Source organism: Sphingomonas sanxanigenens DSM 19645 = NX02 (assembly GCF_000512205.2).
GTDB lineage: Bacteria > Pseudomonadota > Alphaproteobacteria > Sphingomonadales > Sphingomonadaceae > Sphingomonas_D > Sphingomonas_D sanxanigenens.
Window position 1 is genome coordinate 5740548 of record NZ_CP006644.1, and the last position, 16246, is coordinate 5756793.

At 67.3% G+C, this 16246-nt stretch carries 20 protein-coding genes; 13 read left to right on the forward strand and 7 right to left on the reverse strand.

The window, feature by feature from the left end:
- Positions 1 to 190: 190 nt before the first annotated feature.
- From NX02_RS26330 to pyrE, 6 genes are read right to left on the reverse strand one after another with little or no spacing between them, the layout of a single operon-like run.
- Positions 191 to 1384, reverse strand: coding sequence for an AI-2E family transporter (locus NX02_RS26330; RefSeq protein WP_025295152.1), 1194 nt, complete (start codon positions 1382 to 1384; stop codon positions 191 to 193).
- On the reverse strand, positions 1381 to 2277 hold the full coding sequence (lepB, locus tag NX02_RS26335) for a signal peptidase I (protein ID WP_025295153.1): 897 nt from the start codon (positions 2275 to 2277) through the stop codon (positions 1381 to 1383). Before lepB ends, NX02_RS26330 begins: the two co-directional genes overlap by 4 nt.
- On the reverse strand, positions 2274 to 2696 hold the full coding sequence (gene acpS / locus NX02_RS26340; protein ID WP_025295154.1) for a holo-ACP synthase: 423 nt from the start codon (positions 2694 to 2696) through the stop codon (positions 2274 to 2276). Before acpS ends, lepB begins: the two co-directional genes overlap by 4 nt.
- Positions 2693 to 3175: a riboflavin biosynthesis intermediates N-glycosidase gene (locus NX02_RS26345; protein ID WP_039996854.1), complete on the reverse strand. Its 483-nt coding sequence runs from the start codon at positions 3173 to 3175 to the stop codon at positions 2693 to 2695. The genes acpS and NX02_RS26345 overlap by 4 nt, the downstream gene beginning before the upstream one ends.
- Positions 3172 to 3900 carry a pyridoxine 5'-phosphate synthase gene (locus NX02_RS26350; RefSeq protein ID WP_025295156.1) on the reverse strand — a complete coding sequence of 243 codons (729 nt, stop codon included), beginning with the start codon at positions 3898 to 3900 and terminating at the stop codon, positions 3172 to 3174. Before NX02_RS26350 ends, NX02_RS26345 begins: the two co-directional genes overlap by 4 nt.
- Positions 3897 to 4478, reverse strand: coding sequence for an orotate phosphoribosyltransferase (gene pyrE / locus NX02_RS26355; RefSeq protein WP_025295157.1), 582 nt, complete (start codon positions 4476 to 4478; stop codon positions 3897 to 3899). The genes NX02_RS26350 and pyrE overlap by 4 nt, the downstream gene beginning before the upstream one ends.
- A gap of 192 nt (positions 4479 to 4670) precedes the next feature.
- Here pyrE and coxB point away from each other — a divergent pair, with 192 nt between their 5' ends.
- From coxB to NX02_RS26410, 12 genes are all read left to right on the forward strand, one after another.
- Positions 4671 to 5750, forward strand: coding sequence for a cytochrome c oxidase subunit II (gene coxB / locus NX02_RS26360; RefSeq protein ID WP_425424022.1), 1080 nt, complete (start codon positions 4671 to 4673; stop codon positions 5748 to 5750).
- A gap of 5 nt (positions 5751 to 5755) precedes the next feature.
- On the forward strand, positions 5756 to 7435 hold the full coding sequence (ctaD, locus tag NX02_RS26365) for a cytochrome c oxidase subunit I (protein ID WP_025295159.1): 1680 nt from the start codon (positions 5756 to 5758) through the stop codon (positions 7433 to 7435).
- Positions 7436 to 7489: 54 nt separating this feature from the next.
- Entirely contained in the window at positions 7490 to 8398 is a 909-nt protein-coding gene (locus NX02_RS26370; protein ID WP_025295160.1) for a heme o synthase, read from the forward strand.
- Positions 8395 to 8520 (forward strand): hypothetical protein, encoded by a 126-nt coding sequence (locus NX02_RS33970; RefSeq protein ID WP_281178261.1) that lies wholly within the window; start codon positions 8395 to 8397, stop codon positions 8518 to 8520. The genes NX02_RS26370 and NX02_RS33970 overlap by 4 nt, the downstream gene beginning before the upstream one ends.
- A gap of 10 nt (positions 8521 to 8530) precedes the next feature.
- Positions 8531 to 9076, forward strand: a complete 546-nt coding sequence (locus NX02_RS26375; protein WP_025295161.1) for a cytochrome c oxidase assembly protein — start codon at positions 8531 to 8533, stop codon at positions 9074 to 9076.
- Positions 9077 to 9139: 63 nt separating this feature from the next.
- Positions 9140 to 10027, forward strand: coding sequence for a cytochrome c oxidase subunit 3 (locus NX02_RS26380; RefSeq protein ID WP_025295162.1), 888 nt, complete (start codon positions 9140 to 9142; stop codon positions 10025 to 10027).
- Positions 10028 to 10134: 107 nt separating this feature from the next.
- The gene (locus NX02_RS26385) at positions 10135 to 10527 is read left to right on the forward strand and encodes a DUF983 domain-containing protein (RefSeq protein ID WP_039998122.1); all 393 of its coding nucleotides are present in this window, start codon (positions 10135 to 10137) and stop codon (positions 10525 to 10527) included.
- Positions 10524 to 11162 (forward strand): SURF1 family protein, encoded by a 639-nt coding sequence (locus NX02_RS26390; RefSeq protein ID WP_025295164.1) that lies wholly within the window; start codon positions 10524 to 10526, stop codon positions 11160 to 11162. The genes NX02_RS26385 and NX02_RS26390 overlap by 4 nt, the downstream gene beginning before the upstream one ends.
- Positions 11152 to 11766 (forward strand): NIF family HAD-type phosphatase, encoded by a 615-nt coding sequence (locus tag NX02_RS26395; RefSeq protein WP_047099862.1) that lies wholly within the window; start codon positions 11152 to 11154, stop codon positions 11764 to 11766. The genes NX02_RS26390 and NX02_RS26395 overlap by 11 nt, the downstream gene beginning before the upstream one ends.
- An 8-nt stretch (positions 11767 to 11774) precedes the next feature.
- Positions 11775 to 12296, forward strand: a complete 522-nt coding sequence (locus NX02_RS26400) for a hypothetical protein (RefSeq protein ID WP_162232726.1) — start codon at positions 11775 to 11777, stop codon at positions 12294 to 12296.
- A gap of 121 nt (positions 12297 to 12417) precedes the next feature.
- The gene (gene thrC / locus NX02_RS26405; protein ID WP_025295167.1) at positions 12418 to 13824 is read left to right on the forward strand and encodes a threonine synthase; all 1407 of its coding nucleotides are present in this window, start codon (positions 12418 to 12420) and stop codon (positions 13822 to 13824) included.
- Positions 13821 to 14693 (forward strand): class I SAM-dependent rRNA methyltransferase, encoded by an 873-nt coding sequence (locus tag NX02_RS26410; RefSeq protein ID WP_025295168.1) that lies wholly within the window; start codon positions 13821 to 13823, stop codon positions 14691 to 14693. The genes thrC and NX02_RS26410 overlap by 4 nt, the downstream gene beginning before the upstream one ends.
- Positions 14694 to 14732: 39 nt before the next feature.
- Here the strand turns inward: NX02_RS26410 and NX02_RS26415 are convergent, their stop codons facing one another.
- A complete protein-coding gene (locus tag NX02_RS26415) occupies positions 14733 to 15494 on the reverse strand; it encodes an SDR family NAD(P)-dependent oxidoreductase (RefSeq protein WP_025295169.1) in 762 nt (253 codons plus the stop codon).
- 113 nt (positions 15495 to 15607) lie between these two features.
- Between NX02_RS26415 and NX02_RS26420 the strand changes: the two genes are divergently transcribed.
- Positions 15608 to 16237, forward strand: a complete 630-nt coding sequence (locus NX02_RS26420) for a TetR/AcrR family transcriptional regulator (protein WP_025295170.1) — start codon at positions 15608 to 15610, stop codon at positions 16235 to 16237.
- Positions 16238 to 16246: the final 9 nt, after the last annotated feature.

Sequence of the window (16246 nt, forward strand, 5' to 3'; positions counted from 1 at the left end):
TCCGTGCAGCGGACCAGGGAGAGGGGCAGTCGCGCCAAGCGCAAAGGTTTTGACGGGCTCGCTCCGGACGGCGACCGACAAGGCAGCGGCGCTGCACCCCCCGAGCCTTTACGCCTCGCGCGACTTCCCCTCTCCCCGTCCTTCTCCCCAAAGGGGCGAGGGGGCGCGGCGGCAGCCCCGCTCAATCCGTTCACGATGCGTGATTCGATAGCGCATCAAGGGAGGGGCGACCCAGCCATCGCGCCCACCACCGCCGCGGCGGCGGCTCCGCCGAAGCCTCGGCCGCCGCTTCCGCGGCCTGCGCCTCGGCCGCATCGCGCTCGTTCGCCTTGCGCGCATTTTCTTCCGAGCTGCGCTCCAGCGCGACCTTGATCATCGCGACGATCGGGTCGGCGAGCGCCAGCCCGAGGATGCCGAACAGCGCGCCGAACAGCAGCTGCGCGCCCAGCACCAGCGCTGGGGCAAGATCGACGGTGCGCTTCGCGACCATCGGCACGATCAGATAGGCGTCGATCGACTGGACGAAGACATAGACGAACAGCGCCCACAGCCCGGTCTCCCAGCCCGCGGAAAAGCCGACCAGCACCATCAGCACGCCCGACATGATCGCGCCGATGTTGGGCAGGAACACCAGAAGCCCCGTCAGGATGCCGAGCAGCGCCGCCATCGGCACGCCCCACCAGGCGAGCAGCGCCCAGGTGGCGGTGCCTTCCACGAACATGCCGATCAGCCGGCCGAACATCAGCCGCCGCATCGTGTGGCCCATCCGCGCCGAGGTGACGTAGAACTGCCTGCGCTGCGAGATCGGCAGCATCCAGGCGACGCCCCGCTCGTACAGCCGCGGCTCGGTCGCCACGAAGATGCCGATGACGATGATCATCGCGATCGAGGAGATCGCGCCCAGCGCGCTGCCCACCGCCGAGGTCAGCCGGCCGAGCGAGCCGAGCAATTGCCGGCCGATCTCGTCGATGCCGCCCTGGCCGCGGCCGATGAGGCCGTTCGCCGCCGCCCAACCGGTGATCCGGTCGAACTGGTGCGCGACCACAACGCGCAGCGTCTCCGCCTGCGCGGCGAGCTGGGTGCCCGCGAAATAGAAGGTCCAGAGGATGAAGGCGAGGCCGGAGAGCGTGACCAGCGCCAGCCGCCAGGGGCGGGCGATCGGCAGCACGCGCCCCAGCAGGCGGGTGCCGCCGTCGAGCAAGGCGGCGAAGACGAGCCCGCCGATGATCAGCAGCAGCGGCTGGGCGAGGAAGGCGATCAGGACGATCGCGAGGGCGAGCCCCAGCCATACCGAAGCGCGCTTGAGTTCCCGGCGGACGACCGGATCGTGCAGTTCCGCGGGTCCCGGCGCCTCGTGATGCTCGGCGTCGGGACCATCGGTCATTTTTTCTCGGCCTCGTCCGGATGCAGCCCGGTTCCGGCGCGACCGGAACGGAAGGCGGTGAACCAGCTCAACGGGTTCCACCACTCGGACGTTCCATCCAGCGAGAAGGTGATGAATTCGGCGCGGCCGCCGATATTCTCGATCGGCAGCGGGCCGCCGAGCCCGCGCTGCTCGATCGGCACCCGGCTGTCGGCGGACATGTCGCGATTGTCGCCCATCAGGAAGACGTGGCCGGCGGGCACGGTCAGCGGCGCCATCTCGTCGGTCGGCCGCCAGCCCAGGTCGATGGTGTCGTAGCTGCGGCCGTTGGGCAGCGTCTCGCGCACGATCGGCAGCTCGCAATAGGCCTTGCCGTCGGCACCCGTCACCTGCAGCCCGGGCCAGTAATCGGGCTCGCACGGGACGTTGGGGTCGACCGCGAGCATCAGCGGCTTCTTCTGTTCGCGCTTCACCGGCACGCCGTTCAGGATCACGGTGCCGCCGCGCATCTCGATGCGGTCGCCGGGCAGGCCGATGACGCGCTTGATATAATCCTCGTTCTGGTCGGTCGGCTTGACGATCACGATGTCGCCGCGCTCGGGCACGCTGCCGAACAGCCGGCCCTTGATGAAGGGCAGCACGTGGAAGGTCGGCGAGACATAGGACCAGCCGTAAGGATATTTGCTCACCACCAGCCGGTCGCCCTGGATCAGGATCGGCATCATCGACGGCGAGGGGATGTAGAACGGCTTGGCGACCAGGCTGTGGAAGGCGAGGACGGCCAGGATCAGCAGCACGATGCCGCGCAGCTCGGCGCCCCAGTCGGTCTTCTGCTTGGCTTTCTTCGCCGACGCGTCGGCGGCGGCGGGAGTGGCGGACGCGTCCGCGGCATGATTGGCGTCGGCGTCGCTCACGCCTGGAACTCCTGCGATGAGACGGGGATCGCCTCGATGATGACGAAGGCCTGCGCCCAGGGATGGTCGTCGGTCATCGTCAGATGCACATGGGCGGCGTGGCCCGGCGGGGTCAGCGCGTCAAGCCTCGCCTGCGCGCCGCCCGTCAGCTTCAGCGTCGGCGCGCCGGACGGCAGGTTGACCACGCCGATGTCGCGGAGGAACACGCCCTGCGAGAAACCGGTGCCGACTGCCTTCGAAAACGCCTCCTTGGCGGCGAAGCGCTTGGCATAGGTGCCGGCGCGGGTCAGCGGCCGGCGCGCGGCCTTGGCGCGCTCCAGATCCGTGAACACGCGCTGTTCGAATCGCTCGCCGAACCGGTCGAGCGAATTCTGGATCCGCTCGATATTGCACAGGTCGGACCCGAGGCCGATGATCATCCCCGTTCCTTCAATAGCGTCTCGCGCAGATCGGTGAGAACCTCACCCAGCCAGTTCGTGCCGCGCCACCGTGCCCGATTGCCGGCATCGGGATGGTCTTCGGCCAGGCCAATGCCCCAAATGCGATCGAACGGGCTTGCCTCGACCAACGTGGTGCCGCGCGTGGCAAGCAGCAATTCGAGCAGATCGTCGTGCGTGGTGAATTTCGCGCGATTCCCGGCGAGGACGATTGCCTTGGCGTGCGCATTCCAGCGATCCGCATCGAAATCGCTCACCTTGCGGCCAAGCGCCTTCTGCTCGCGCGGGCTCTCGGTCGCCATGATCGCGTCCAGCGTCTCGTCGTCGCCGAACAGGCGCGCCTTGCCCGCCATCATGTATTGTTCGGCGGTGACATAGCGAAGGCCATCGAGTTCGAACGGGCTGGGATGCCATTGCGAGAACGGGCCGTTCCAAAAGAAGGTAAACTGCTCGATGATCATCGCGCCGCGTCCATCGCGTCGCGCATCCGTGCGATGCTGGCGTGGAGCCCGTCGAAGATCGCCTCGCCGATCAGGAAATGGCCGATATTGAGTTCGGCGAGCTGCGGGATCGCGGCGATCGGGCCGACATTGTCGTAGGTGAGGCCGTGGCCGGCGTGCGGTTCGATGCCGTTCTTGGCGGCGAGTGCGGCGCCGTCGGCGATGCGGCGCAGTTCGGCGACCGCGGCCTCGCCCGTCGCATGGGCATAGGCGCCGGTGTGGAACTCGACGACGGGGGCGCCGAGGCGCAGCGCCGCGTCGAGCTGGCGGTTGCTCGCCTCGATGAACAGGCTGACGCGGATGCCGGCGGCGGTCAGCGTATCGACGATCGGGCGCAGATGATCGAACTGGCCGGCGGCGTCGAGCCCCCCCTCGGTCGTGCGCTCCTCGCGCCGTTCGGGGACGATGCAGGCCGCGTGCGGGCGATGCCGCAGCGCGATCTCCAGCATTTCGGGCGTCGCCGCCATTTCGAGGTTTAGCGGCAGGCTGATGCCGTCCATCAGGCGGTGGATATCGCCGTCGGTGATGTGGCGGCGATCCTCGCGCAGATGCGCGGTGATGCCGTCGGCGCCCGCGTCGGCGGCGAGCAGCGCCGCCTTCACCGGATCGGGATGGCCGCCGCCGCGCGCGTTGCGGATGGTCGCGACATGGTCGATGTTGACGCCAAGCCGCAGCTTTCCGGTCATGCGGCGCGGCTCCCCGGCTTCATCGCGGGGATGGCGGCGAGTTCGGGCGGCAGGTCGGCTGGGTCGTAGGTCGGGATCGACAGGGTCAGCAGCGGGAAGAAGGGCACGCCGAGATCGGCCTTGCCCGCCGAGCGGTCGACCAGCGCGCCCGCCGCGATGGTCTCGCCGCCCGCCGCTTCGATCGCCTTGATCGCCTCGCGGGAGCTCAGGCCGGTGGTCACGACGTCTTCCATCATGAACACCTTCTGGCCCGGCTTCAGCCGGAAGCCGCGGCGCAGCTCGAACACGCCCTCGGGCCGTTCGAGGAACATCGCCTCCACGCCCAGCGCGCGGCCCATCTCATGCCCGCAAATGACCCCGCCCATCGCCGGGGAGACGACGACATCGATCGCCGTCCTGATATCGCGCGGAATCCGTGCGACCAGCGCTGAGGCGAGGCGGCTGGCGCGCATCGGCTCCATCAGCACGCGCGCGCACTGCAGGTAGCGCGCGCTGCGCAGGCCCGACGAGAGGATGAAATGGCCCTCGAGCAGCGCATCCGCGGCCCTGAATTCGGCCATGATCTCTTCGTCGGTCATTCCCTTGCCCTTCGCTTTTGCCCGCGTCGCCAGATAGGGCGCGCGGGCGCGTGCGGCAACTGCGAGAAAATCTGCGGCGAACCGCTTGAGACGCTGGGGGATGCTGCCTATAAGCGCCAGCAAAATAAGATGCCGGACCGGGACGCCGTTGGGGCGATGACCGGTGCGGGGTGGGACACACAACAGGTCGGGATGCCTATGAAACTGGTGAAGTCGCTCTTCCTCGCGTTCAGCCTGGTGGGTGCAGCGGTAGCGGCCCAAGCGGCACCCGCGGCGCCGACTGCAGCGCCCAGCGTCGCCACCGCGCCGGCGCCGGTGATCGAGCCCGGTGCCGTTCCGGCGCCTGCGCCGAGCCCGGCTCCGCCGGCCTTCGTCTCGACGGCCAGGCCCGATCCGCACATCGGCCAGCCCTCGCCGGGCGGCTATACGCTGCCGGTGCAGGTGACGCCCAACGGCAGGCGTGCGCTGTGGATGCACAATTATGTGCTGATGCCGGTCATCGTCTTCACCTCGCTGCTGGTGCTTGGGCTGCTCGCCTGGGTGGCGATCCGCTACCGCGCCAGTGTCAATCCGACCCCTGGCAAGACGACGCACAACACGCTGATCGAGGTGATCTGGACGCTGGTGCCGGTGCTGATCCTGGTCGCGATCGCGATCCCGTCGATCGGGCTGCTGGCGGCGCAGTTCAAGACGCCGCCCAAGGATGCGGTGACGCTCAAGGTGATCGGCAACCAGTGGTACTGGAACTACCAGTATCCCGACCATGGCGATTTCGAGCTGACCTCGAACATGCTGCCCGATGCCGAGGCGAAGAAGCGCGGTGAACCCCGCCTGCTCGCGGTCGACGAGCGGGTGGTGCTGCCGGTCGGCGTGCCGATCCGGGTGCTGGTCACCTCCAACGACGTGATCCACAGCTGGGCGCTTCCCGCCTTCTGGGCGAAGATGGACGCGGTGCCGGGCCGCATCAACGAACTGAGCTTCACGATCGAGCGGCCGGGAATCTATTACGGCCAGTGTTCCGAACTGTGCGGCGCCCGCCACGGCTTCATGCCGATCGCGGTCGAGGCGGTGAGCCCCGCGCAGTTCGCGCGCTGGGTCGCCTCCAAGGGCGGCACGATGCCGAGCGCGGCGCCGGCCCCCGCCGCGGCGGCCGAGGTCGCCCCCGCCGTCGAGGGCGCTGTGCCGGAAACCGCCAATGCCACCGAAGCGGCCGAAGAGCCCGCAGCCAACGCCACCGACGCGCCCGCCGCGGCCAACACGACCGAGGGCTGACAAGAATGACCGAAGCCACACTGCCCGCCAGCCATTTCGAAGCGCATGACGATCATGCGCACCACGATGCCGATCACAAGCCGGCCTTCTTCTCCCGCTGGTTCATGTCGACGAACCACAAGGACATCGGCACGCTCTATCTGATCTTCGCGATCTTCGCCGGCATCGTCGGCGGCGCGATATCGGGCCTGATGCGCGCCGAACTGGCCTCGCCGGGCATCCAGTACCTGCCGACCTGGGCGTCGATGATGATGGGTACCGAGGCGACGATGGATCAGGCGCTCCACATGTGGAACGTGCTGATCACGGCGCACGGCCTGATCATGGTGTTCTTCATGGTCATGCCCGCGATCATCGGCGGCTTCGGCAACTGGTTCGTGCCGATCATGATCGGCGCGCCGGACATGGCGTTCCCGCGGATGAACAATATCAGCTTCTGGCTGCTCATCCCGGCCTTCCTGCTGCTGCTGGGCTCCTCCTTCGTCTCCGGCGGCACCGGCCTCGGCGCCGGCACCGGCTGGACGGTCTATGCGCCGCTTTCCACCAGCGGCTCGGTCGGCCCCGCGGTCGACATGGCGATCCTGTCGCTTCACATTGCCGGCGCAAGCTCGATCCTGGGCGCGATCAACTTCATCACCACCATCTTCAACATGCGCGCGCCGGGCATGACCCTGCATAAGATGCCGCTGTTCGTATGGTCGGTGCTGGTCACCGCCTTCCTGCTGCTGCTCGCGCTGCCGGTGCTCGCCGCGGCGATCACCATGCTGCTGACAGACCGCAATTTCGGCACCACCTTCTACGATCCGGCGGGCGGCGGCGATCCCGTGCTGTACCAGCACCTGTTCTGGTTCTTCGGCCACCCCGAAGTCTACATCATGATCCTGCCGGGCTTCGGCATCGTCAGCCAGATCATCGCGACGTTCAGCCGCAAGCCCGTGTTCGGCTATCTCGGCATGGCCTATGCCATGGTCGCGATCGGCGTGGTCGGCTTCATCGTGTGGGCGCACCACATGTTCACGACCGGCATGAGCGTGAACACCAAGATGTATTTCACCGCCGCCACGATGGTGATCGCGGTGCCCACCGGCATCAAGATCTTCTCGTGGATCGCGACGATGTGGGGCGGCTCGCTGAGCTTCAAGACCCCGATGGTCTGGTCGATCGGCTTCATCTTCATGTTCACCGTCGGTGGCGTGACCGGCGTCGTGCTTGCCAATGGCGGCATCGACGACATCATGCACGATACCTATTATGTCGTTGCCCACTTCCACTATGTGCTGTCGCTGGGCGCGGTGTTCTCGCTGTTCGCAGGCTTCTACTACTGGTTCCCGAAGATGTCGGGCCGGATGTACAGCGAACTGCTCGGCCAGCTCCATTTCTGGGTGTTCTTCATCGGCGTGAACATCCTGTTCTTCCCGATGCATTTCCTGGGCGTGGAAAATATGCCGCGGCGCTATCCGGATTACACCGATGCGCAGGCCTATTGGAACGGCATCGCCAGCCATTATGGCTACACCATCATGGCGGCCGGTGTGCTGATCTTCCTCGTCAACGTGTTCTGGTCGCTGTTCGCCGGACGCAAGGCCGAGGGCAATCCGTGGGGCGAGGGTGCCACGACGCTCGAATGGACGCTGCCGAGCCCGCCGCCGTTCCACCAGTTCGAGACGCTGCCGCGGATCGATTGAGTTCGGGCTCCCGGACGCCTAAAGGGCGGCGGGAGCCCGTTAACGAGAATGTGCATGGCGACCAGCCCTCTTCCAGTCCTTCCCGTCACCGCCGACTGGCGGGACTTCCTTGCGCTGACCAAGCCCCGGGTGATGACGCTCGTCGTCTTTACGGCCTTGTGCGCGTTGCTCGCGGCGCCGGGGCACATCCACCCGGTGCTTGGCTTCACCGCGATCCTGTGCGTGGCGCTGGGCAGCGGCGCTTCCGGCGCGCTCAACCAGTGGTATGAGTCGGATATCGACGCGCGGATGAAGCGCACCGCCGCCCGCCCGCTCCCCGCCGGGCGGATGGACCGCGACAGCGCGCTGCATTTCGGTGTCGGGCTGGGGGCGTTCTCGGTGCTGACGATGGGACTGGCGGTCAACTGGGTCGCCGCCGCGATCCTGCTCGCCGCGATCCTGTTCTACGTGCTCGTCTATACGGTGTGGCTGAAGCGGGCGACGCCGCAGAACATCGTGATCGGCGGTGCCGCGGGCGCGTTCCCGCCGCTGATCGGCTGGGCGGCGGTGACGGGCGAGGTCTCGACCTTGCCGGTTCTGCTGTTCGTGCTCGTCTTCCTGTGGACGCCGCCCCATTTCTGGTCGCTCGCGCTCTTCGTCCGCCCCGATTATGCCTCGGCGGGCGTGCCGATGCTGCCGGTGGTCGCGGGGGAGCGGACCACGCGGACGCAGATCCTGCTCTATACCGTGCCGATGGTGGCGGCGGCGATCGCGCCCTGGCCGCTCGGCCTGGCGGGTGCGGTCTATGGCGTTGCCGCGGTGGCGCTCAACGCCGTGTTCCTGTTCTACGCCGTCCGCGTGGCGATGAGCCGCGAGACCGATCCCGCGCTGATGAAGCCCGAACGCCGCCTGTTCGGCTTCTCGATCCTCTATCTGTTCGCGCTGTTCGGCGCGCTCGTCGCCGACCGGTTGTTGCTCGCATGACGCCGGAGGAACTCGCGGCGATCCGTGCGCGCCAGAAGTCGCGGGCGCTGGTGACGGGGGTGCTGCTCGGCGCGCTCGTGGTGCTGTTCTTCCTCATCACGATCGCCAAGCTGAGCGGCTGACGCGCATATCATGACGCCCAACGAGCGCCGCAACCTTCGGACCCTGATCGCCGGCGTCGCCCTGGTTTGCGGCATGGCCGGGCTCGGATTCGCGTCGGTGCCGCTCTATCGCATGTTCTGCCAGGCGACCGGGTGGGGCGGCACCACCCAGCGCGCCGTCGCGGCGCCGGGTGCGGTCGCCGGACACGATGTGGTGGTGCGCTTCGACGCCAATGTCGCGCCGTCGCTCGGCTGGTCGTTCAAGCCGGAGCAGACGCGCGAAACGGTGAAGATCGGCGAACGCTCGATCGCCTTCTTCACCGCGACCAACCTCACCAACCATCCGATCACCGGCACCGCGACCTTCAACGTCGCGCCGACCAAGACCGGCGCCTATTTCGCCAAGATCCAGTGCTTCTGCTTCACCCAGCAGACGCTGAAGCCCGGCGAGACCGTGCGCATGCCGGTGATCTATTATGTCGACCCCGCGATGCTCAAGGACGAGGACGCGCGCGATGTCGAGGAAATCACCCTGAGCTACACCTTCTTCCCGGCGGAGAAGGCCGATCCGAGCTGAGTTCCGGGTGGACCGGAAACCGCACAGAAGCTAAGCAAACGCAATAGATAACGGGGACGATGCATGGCTGGCCACAAGAACCACGACTATCACATCCTGCCACCCTCGATCACGCCGCTGATGGGCTCGATGTCCGCGCTGGTCATGGCGGTCGGCGCGATCATGTGGATGCATGGCGGCCATGTCTCTCCGGAAAAGGCCAATGGCGGCGGCTGGATCTTCTTCGCCGGCCTCGCGGGCGTGCTGTTCACGATGTACACGTGGTGGTCGGACGTGGTGCGCGAGGCGCATGCCGGCGACCATACCCCGGTCGTCCAGCTCCACCTGCGTTACGGCATGATCCTGTTTATCGCCTCCGAGGTGATGTTCTTCGTCGGCTGGTTCTGGGCCTGGTTCGATTTCTCGCTGTTCCCCGCCGCGCTGGAATTCGCGGACGGTTCGGCGACGAACCTCGTCGGCCAGGCCGGCGCAGCGGCGGCGGAAACCTGGCCCCCCAAGGGCATCGAGGTGATCGATCCGTTCGGCTTCCCGCTGCTCAACACGCTGATCCTGCTGTGCTCCGGCACCACCGTCACCTGGGCCCACCATGCGCTGCTGCACGGCGACCGGGACGGGTTCAAGAAGGGCCTGTGGCTCACGATCATCCTCGGCGTGATCTTCAGCTGCATTCAGGCCTATGAATATGCGCATGCGCCCTTCCCCTTTTCGGGGATCAACTATGGCGCAGCCTTCTTCATGGCGACCGGCTTCCACGGCTTCCACGTGCTGGTGGGCACGATCTTCCTGACCGTCTGCCTGATCCGCGCCTATAAGGGCCACTTCACCCCGCGGCAGCATTTCGGCTTCGAGGCGGCCGCCTGGTACTGGCACTTCGTCGATGTCGTCTGGCTGTTCCTGTTCGTCTCGGTCTATGTCTGGGGCGGGTGGGGCGCGCCGGTCCACGCGGGCTGACAGCGGGGCAGCGCTACGAAACGGATGAACGCGTTGGGCGCGGCGGCATCGATCCGTCTTGCAAGCGGCTGCGATTGGGCAGACACCATCGGCATGACGGTGACATCATGCCGGTGACAGGGTCGCCCACCATTGCCCAGGCGGCGCTTCATGGGCTGTGCCCGCGGTGCGGGGCGAAAACCCTGTTCGACGGCATCGTCCGCTTTGCGGTGAAGTGCCGTGCCTGCGGGCAGGATTTCCGCCGCTTCAACGTGGGTGACGGCCCCGCCGCCTTCCTGACCTTCGGTATCGGGGCGCTGATCGTGGCGCTGGCGATCGCGCTGGAACTCACGGTGCATCCGCCGGTGTGGGTCCATATCGCGCTGTGGCTGCCGCTGACTGCGCTGGCGACGCTCTATTCGCTCAGGATCGCCAAGGCGGCGATGCTTGCGCTGGAATATCGCAACAAGGCGCGCGAAGGGCGCATCGGAGACGGCCGAGGCGACGACGACAGCGAATGAAGCGCCCTGTGCCGATCCTGGCGACCCTGGTCGTGGTCGCAGCCGTCGCGACGATGATCTGGCTCGGCGTGTGGCAGCTTCAGCGCCGCGCCGAAAAGGATGCGCTGCTCGCGCTCTACCGCGCCAATCTCGGCAAGCCGGCGGTCAGCTTTCCGGTGCTGCCGCCGGTCGCGGACGAGATGCTGTTTCGCCGTTCCTCGCTGATCTGCCTCGCGGTCGGGAGCTGGCAGGTGGAAGGCGGCCGCGCCGCCGACGGCAGCACCGGCTATCGCCATATCGCCCGCTGCCGCACCGGTGCCGAAGGTCCCGGCGCGCTGGTCGACATGGGGCTGGCGGCCGACCCCAAGGTGAAGCCGGTATGGAACGGCGGCCCGGTCAGTGGCACGATCACCACTGCGCCGTCGCACGAATCGGCACTCGGGCGATTGGTCGGCGGGGGAGGGGAGCCGCGCGTGGCGATGCTGGTGGCCTCCGAGCCGGCGCCGGGACTCAGGGCCTCCGCGCCGCCCAGCACGGACAATGTGCCCAACAACCATCTGGCCTACGCCTTCCAGTGGTTCTTCTTCGCTGCCGTCGCGCTGGTGATCTACGTGCTGGCGCTGCGACGGCGAAACCGGCGCAGCGATGCCGCCTGACGTCGTGAGTGCGGCGCTGGCCGCGACCGGCCGCATTTTGCTCGTCCTCGATCTTGACGAAACGCTGATTCATGCAAGCGAGAGTGAACTCCATCGCGAGGCAGATTTCTCGGTTTACGGCTATCACGTCTATCGGCGCCCGCATCTCGACGCGTTCATCTCCGAATGCACACGCCATTTCGACGTGGCGGTGTGGTCTTCGGCCTCCGACCCTTATGTCGCAGCGGTGGTCGAGCGTATTTTTCCTGACCCGTCGATGCTGCAGTTCGTCTGGGGTCGCAGCCGGGCCACGCTCAGGCGCTTTTCGACTCCCGACGATGCCTATTTCCATTGGCCACATGATCACCGGCATTTCCTTAAGCCGCTTGCCAAGATTTCTCGGCGCGGCCGCTGGCGACTGGAACGCATCCTGATCGTCGACGACACCCCGGAGAAATGCGTACGCAACTATGGCAACGCGATCTATGTCCGGCCGTTCGAGGGTCAGGATGAGGATCGCGAATTGCCGGCGCTCGCGCGCTACCTTCATTCCCTGCGCGATCACGACAATGTGCGGACGATCGAAAAGCGGCGATGGCGCGCCACGCCCGGTGTCACGGACTGACCGGAGCTATGCCGAGACCACCATTTAATGACCCTGTTCAGCGGTCGTTCGAGCCGGTGTTCGGGCATCCCGCATGGGGGGTGAGCCGAGGCCACGGCAGCTTCCTGACCATGGAGTTCGGAGATCCGGAACTTGTGGTTCATGAATGGCCAAGCGGGCTTCGTCGCAGTGTCAATGTCCACGGTGCCTGGCACCTCTGGATCTATTGCTGCCGCTGGACGCTGTCCGATAAGGGCGGCCGGCTCGCGGAACGTGATGATGCAGACGGCGAGATCGATCGTGCCGTCCATCTGCTCAATGGCCAGAAGCTGATCGGGGTTGAGATCGATCGTACCAGCGCCGAGACTCGCTTCCTCTTCGACCTCGGTGGCCTGCTCGCAACGTCACCCAATCCAAACAATAGCGATGACCCCGATGTCCAGTGGAAGCTGATGACGGCGGAGACCTGCTTCAAGGTCAGGGCCGATGGGTGTTTCAGCCTGGGTTCGATGAAGGCGCGCCCCGGCGAGGAAAGCTGGGAGCGCCTTTGACCGACAGCGCGCGTGCGGGCTTCGTCACCGCCCGGCGGGCCACAGACAAATGCCGCTGTAATGCCCCGCAGGTTCGCTATGCTTGCCGTGATTGCCGGGCGTCGCTAAGCCCGCCCGCAACATGCGCTATATCAGCACCAGGGGGAGCGCGCCGGCGCTCGATTTCGAGGCGGTGACGCTGGCGGGGCTCGCGTCGGACGGCGGGCTGTACATTCCGGAGGCGTGGCCGCGCTTCAGCGCGGATGAGATCGCGGCGCTCGCCGGGCTGTCCTATGTCGAGACGGCGGTGCGCGTGATGGCGCCGTTCGTCGGCGATGCGCTCGGCGAGGATGAGCTGCGTGCGCTGTGCACGCAGGCCTATGGCCGCTTCTCGCACGATGCGGTGACGCCGCTCGTCCAGCTCGATCATCGCCACTGGCTGCTCGAACTGTTCCATGGCCCCACCCTGGCGTTCAAGGATGTCGCGCTGCAACTGCTCGGGCTGCTGTTCGAGCGCTTCCTCAGCCAGCGCGACACGCATCTGACGATCGTCGGCGCGACCAGCGGCGACACCGGCTCGGCCGCGATCGACGCGGTGGCGGGCCGCGCGAAGATCGACATCTTCATGCTGCATCCGGCGGGCCGCGTCTCCGACGTTCAGCGCCGCCAGATGACGACGATGCTCGCGCCAAACGTCCACAACATCGCGATCGAGGGCAGTTTCGACGATGCCCAGGCGATGGTGAAGGCGCTGTTCGCCGACAGGGAATTCACCGGCCGCTTCGCGCTGAGCGCAGTCAATTCGATCAACTGGGCCCGGCTGATGGCGCAGGTGGTCTATTATTTCTACGCCGGCGTCCGTCTCGGCGCGCCTGGCAAGGCGATCGCCTTCGCGGTGCCGACGGGCAATTTCGGCGACGTGTTCGCCGGCTATGTCGCGGCGCAGATGGGGCTGCCGGTGGAGCGGCTGATCGTCGCCACCAACGTCAACGACATCCTGCACCGCGCGCTTTCCACCGGAGACTATTCGACGGGTCAGGTCGTGCCGACCGCGACCCCCTCGATGGATATCCAGGTCAGCTCCAACTTCGAACGGCTGCTGTTCGACCTCGGCGCGCGCGAAGGCAGCGCGATGGCGGCGCAGATGCAGGGGTTCGAAGCCAGCCGCGCGATGAAGCTCACCAACGCGCAGCGCGAGGGCGCGGCAAAGCTTTTCGCCAGCGCGCGGATCGATGCCGATGCGATGTCGCTGGCGATGCGCTGGGCGAACGAGCGGGCCGGGCAGATCCTCGATCCGCACACCGCCGTCGGCCTCGCCGCGGCGATGCACCATGCCGACGAGATCGATCCGGCGGTGCCGATCGTCACCCTGGCGACGGCACATGCCGGCAAGTTCCGCGACGCGGTCGAGCGTGCCACCGGCATTCGGCCGGGCCTGCCCGCGCGCGTCGGCAGCCTTTTCAGCCGCGAGGAGCGTTTCGTGACGCTCCCCGCGGATCTCAATGTGGTCAAGGCGTGGATCGCGGAGCGGGCCACGCCCTCGGCATGAGCCTCGTCACGCTCGTCGGCGAGCCCTGGGCCGACTATGGGCTGGTCGATTGCGGCCATGGCCGCAAGCTCGAACGCTATGGCCCCTACCGGTTCATCCGTCCGGAGCCGCAGGCGATGTGGGCGCCCGCCGATCCGGACTGGCAGGCGCATGGCGAATTCGTGCCGGGCGCGGATGAGGATGGCGGCGGCCGCTGGCGCTTCGACAAGCCGGTGCCGCGCGACGGCTGGAAGCTGGGGTGGGAGGATGTCGCCTTCACCGCCCAATGCACCCCGTTCCGCCATCTCGGCTTCTTTCCGGACATGGCGCCGGTGTGGGCATGGATGCGTACGCAGTTCACCGGCAAGCCCGATCCGGCGATGATGAACCTGTTCGGCTATACCGGTGTCGGCAGCCTCGCGATGGCCGCGACGGGGGCGCAGGTCACTCATGTCGACGCGTCGAAGAAGTCGGTCGAGGCGGCGAAGGGCAATGCCAAGCTTGCGGGGCTGGCCGACAAGCCGGTGCGCTGGATCGTCGACGACGCGGCCAAGTTCGTCGCGCGCGAGGGGCGCCGCGGCCGGCGCTATGACGGCATATTGCTGGATCCGCCCAAATATGGCCGTGGCCCCGAGGGCGAGGTGTGGAAGCTGGAGGAAGGCCTGCCCGGCCTGATCGCCGACTGCCGCAAGCTGCTGGATGCGGATTCGCGCTACCTGTTTCTCACCGTTTACGCCGTGCGGATGTCGGCGCTGGCGATCGGCGAACTGGTGTCGCAGGCGTTCGCGGATCTGCCGGGGACGGTGGAATGCGGCGAACTCGCGACCCGCGAGGAGGCGCGGGGCCTGCTGCTGCCGACCGCGATCTTCGCGCGGTGGCGGCGGACCTGAGGACCGCCGCCTTCGTGAGGCCCGATCCGGGCGCCGCCGTCAGCGGGGTGCCATGCGGATCGCGCCGTCCAACCGGATCACCTCGCCATTCAGCATCGGGTTGGCGAGGATCGACTCGACCAACTGCGCATATTCGGTCGGGCGGCCGAGCCGGCTCGGGTGCGGCACCTGCGTGCCCAGCGAATCCTGCGCCGCCTGCGGCAGGCCCATCAGCATCGGCGTGAGGAAGATGCCCGGCGCGATCGTCATCACCCGGATGCGGTGCTGCGCGAGGTCGCGCGCGGCGGGCAAGGTGAGGCCGACGACGCCGCCCTTGGACGAGGCGTAGGCAGCCTGGCCGATCTGGCCGTCATAGGCAGCGACCGAGGCGGTGTTGATGATCACGCCGGCTTCCTCGCCCTCGACCCCCGCCGCGATGATCCGCGCCGCCACCTTGGAGAGCAGGTTGAAGGTGCCGATCAGATTGACCTCGATCGCCTTGCGATAGGCGGCGAGGGGATGCGGCGTGCCATCCTTGGCGACGATGCGGATCGCCGGCGCGATCCCGGCACAGTTGACCAGCACGCGCGCCGGCCCATGCACCGCCTCGGCGGCGGCGAGTCCCTTGTCGGCACTCTCTTCGTCGGTGACGTCGACCCGGAAGAACGCGCCGCCGATCGTCTCGGCGGTCTTGCGGCCGACCTCCTCGTTGAGATCGAACAGCGCGACTTTCGCGCCCTTGGCCGCAAGCATCCGCGCAGTGGCCTCGCCGAGCCCCGACGCGCCGCCGGTGACGACCACGCCCACACCGCTGACATCCATCTCCGATCCCCTTCTCACGCGCGCGGGCCGCGCGATCGCGCACTTCCCTACCCGCTGGAATTATGGTTACTCATGAGTAGCTGTCGCAGGCCGGCAGCGCTGTCAAGGTTGCGATGTCCGCCGAACTGCCCGCATTCCCCTTTCGCCCGGTTCGGATGACCGATGAGGAGCGCCGCGGGAAACGCGCCGCGCTGCTGCTGGCGGCGGTGCGTATGTTCAACGAGCGCGGTTTCCACGCGACCTCGCTCGACGATGTCGCTGCGTCGCTCGGCGTGACCAAGCCGGTGATCTATCATTATCTCGGCAACAAGGATCAGGTGCTGTTCGAATGCGTCCGCATCGGGCTCTACGAACTGCAGGTCGCGGCGGAGCAGGCGCGGTGCAGCCCCGGCACCGGGCTGGACCGGCTGCGCGCTTTCCTGCGCCGCTATGGCGCCATCATCATGGATCATTTCGGACGATGCGTGGCCCGCACCGGCGACGAGCAATTGTCGGCCGAGGCACGCGCCCGCTTCCGTGCGCTCAAGCGCGAGATCGACGACGCGCTGAGGGCGATGATCGCGGAAGCGGCAGCGGACGGATCGGCGACGGTGCCGGACGTACGGACCGCCGCCTTCGCTTTTGCGGGCGCGCTCAACTGGACGGCACGCTGGCATCGGCCCGAGGGCGAGGCCGGCGCCTCCGACGTGGCGGCGGCGATCGTCGACATCCTCTGCGCCGGGATCACCCCGCGCGCCGCGTGAGGTCGCGGT

Excerpts from the sequence above, each read along its gene's own strand:
- thrC (WP_025295167.1), top strand. The coding sequence starts at position 12,418 with ATGCGCTATATCAGCACCAGGGGGAGCGCGCCGGCGCTCGATTTCGAG.
- pyrE (WP_025295157.1), bottom strand. The coding sequence starts at position 4,478 with ATGACCGACGAAGAGATCATGGCCGAATTCAGGGCCGCGGATGCGCTG.
- NX02_RS26350 (WP_025295156.1), bottom strand. The coding sequence starts at position 3,900 with ATGACCGGAAAGCTGCGGCTTGGCGTCAACATCGACCATGTCGCGACC.
- NX02_RS26370 (WP_025295160.1), top strand. The coding sequence starts at position 7,490 with ATGGCGACCAGCCCTCTTCCAGTCCTTCCCGTCACCGCCGACTGGCGG.
- ctaD (WP_025295159.1), top strand. The coding sequence starts at position 5,756 with ATGACCGAAGCCACACTGCCCGCCAGCCATTTCGAAGCGCATGACGAT.
- NX02_RS26380 (WP_025295162.1), top strand. The coding sequence starts at position 9,140 with ATGGCTGGCCACAAGAACCACGACTATCACATCCTGCCACCCTCGATC.
- NX02_RS33970 (WP_281178261.1), top strand. The coding sequence starts at position 8,395 with ATGACGCCGGAGGAACTCGCGGCGATCCGTGCGCGCCAGAAGTCGCGG.
- NX02_RS26390 (WP_025295164.1), top strand. The coding sequence starts at position 10,524 with ATGAAGCGCCCTGTGCCGATCCTGGCGACCCTGGTCGTGGTCGCAGCC.
- NX02_RS26400 (WP_162232726.1), top strand. The coding sequence starts at position 11,775 with ATGCCGAGACCACCATTTAATGACCCTGTTCAGCGGTCGTTCGAGCCG.
- NX02_RS26375 (WP_025295161.1), top strand. The coding sequence starts at position 8,531 with ATGACGCCCAACGAGCGCCGCAACCTTCGGACCCTGATCGCCGGCGTC.
- NX02_RS26420 (WP_025295170.1), top strand. The coding sequence starts at position 15,608 with ATGTCCGCCGAACTGCCCGCATTCCCCTTTCGCCCGGTTCGGATGACC.
- NX02_RS26330 (WP_025295152.1), bottom strand. The coding sequence starts at position 1,384 with ATGACCGATGGTCCCGACGCCGAGCATCACGAGGCGCCGGGACCCGCG.
- NX02_RS26410 (WP_025295168.1), top strand. The coding sequence starts at position 13,821 with ATGAGCCTCGTCACGCTCGTCGGCGAGCCCTGGGCCGACTATGGGCTG.
- NX02_RS26415 (WP_025295169.1), bottom strand. The coding sequence starts at position 15,494 with ATGGATGTCAGCGGTGTGGGCGTGGTCGTCACCGGCGGCGCGTCGGGG.
- coxB (WP_425424022.1), top strand. The coding sequence starts at position 4,671 with ATGCCTATGAAACTGGTGAAGTCGCTCTTCCTCGCGTTCAGCCTGGTG.
- NX02_RS26345 (WP_039996854.1), bottom strand. The coding sequence starts at position 3,175 with ATGATCATCGAGCAGTTTACCTTCTTTTGGAACGGCCCGTTCTCGCAA.
- NX02_RS26385 (WP_039998122.1), top strand. The coding sequence starts at position 10,135 with ATGCCGGTGACAGGGTCGCCCACCATTGCCCAGGCGGCGCTTCATGGG.
- NX02_RS26395 (WP_047099862.1), top strand. The coding sequence starts at position 11,152 with ATGCCGCCTGACGTCGTGAGTGCGGCGCTGGCCGCGACCGGCCGCATT.
- acpS (WP_025295154.1), bottom strand. The coding sequence starts at position 2,696 with ATGATCATCGGCCTCGGGTCCGACCTGTGCAATATCGAGCGGATCCAG.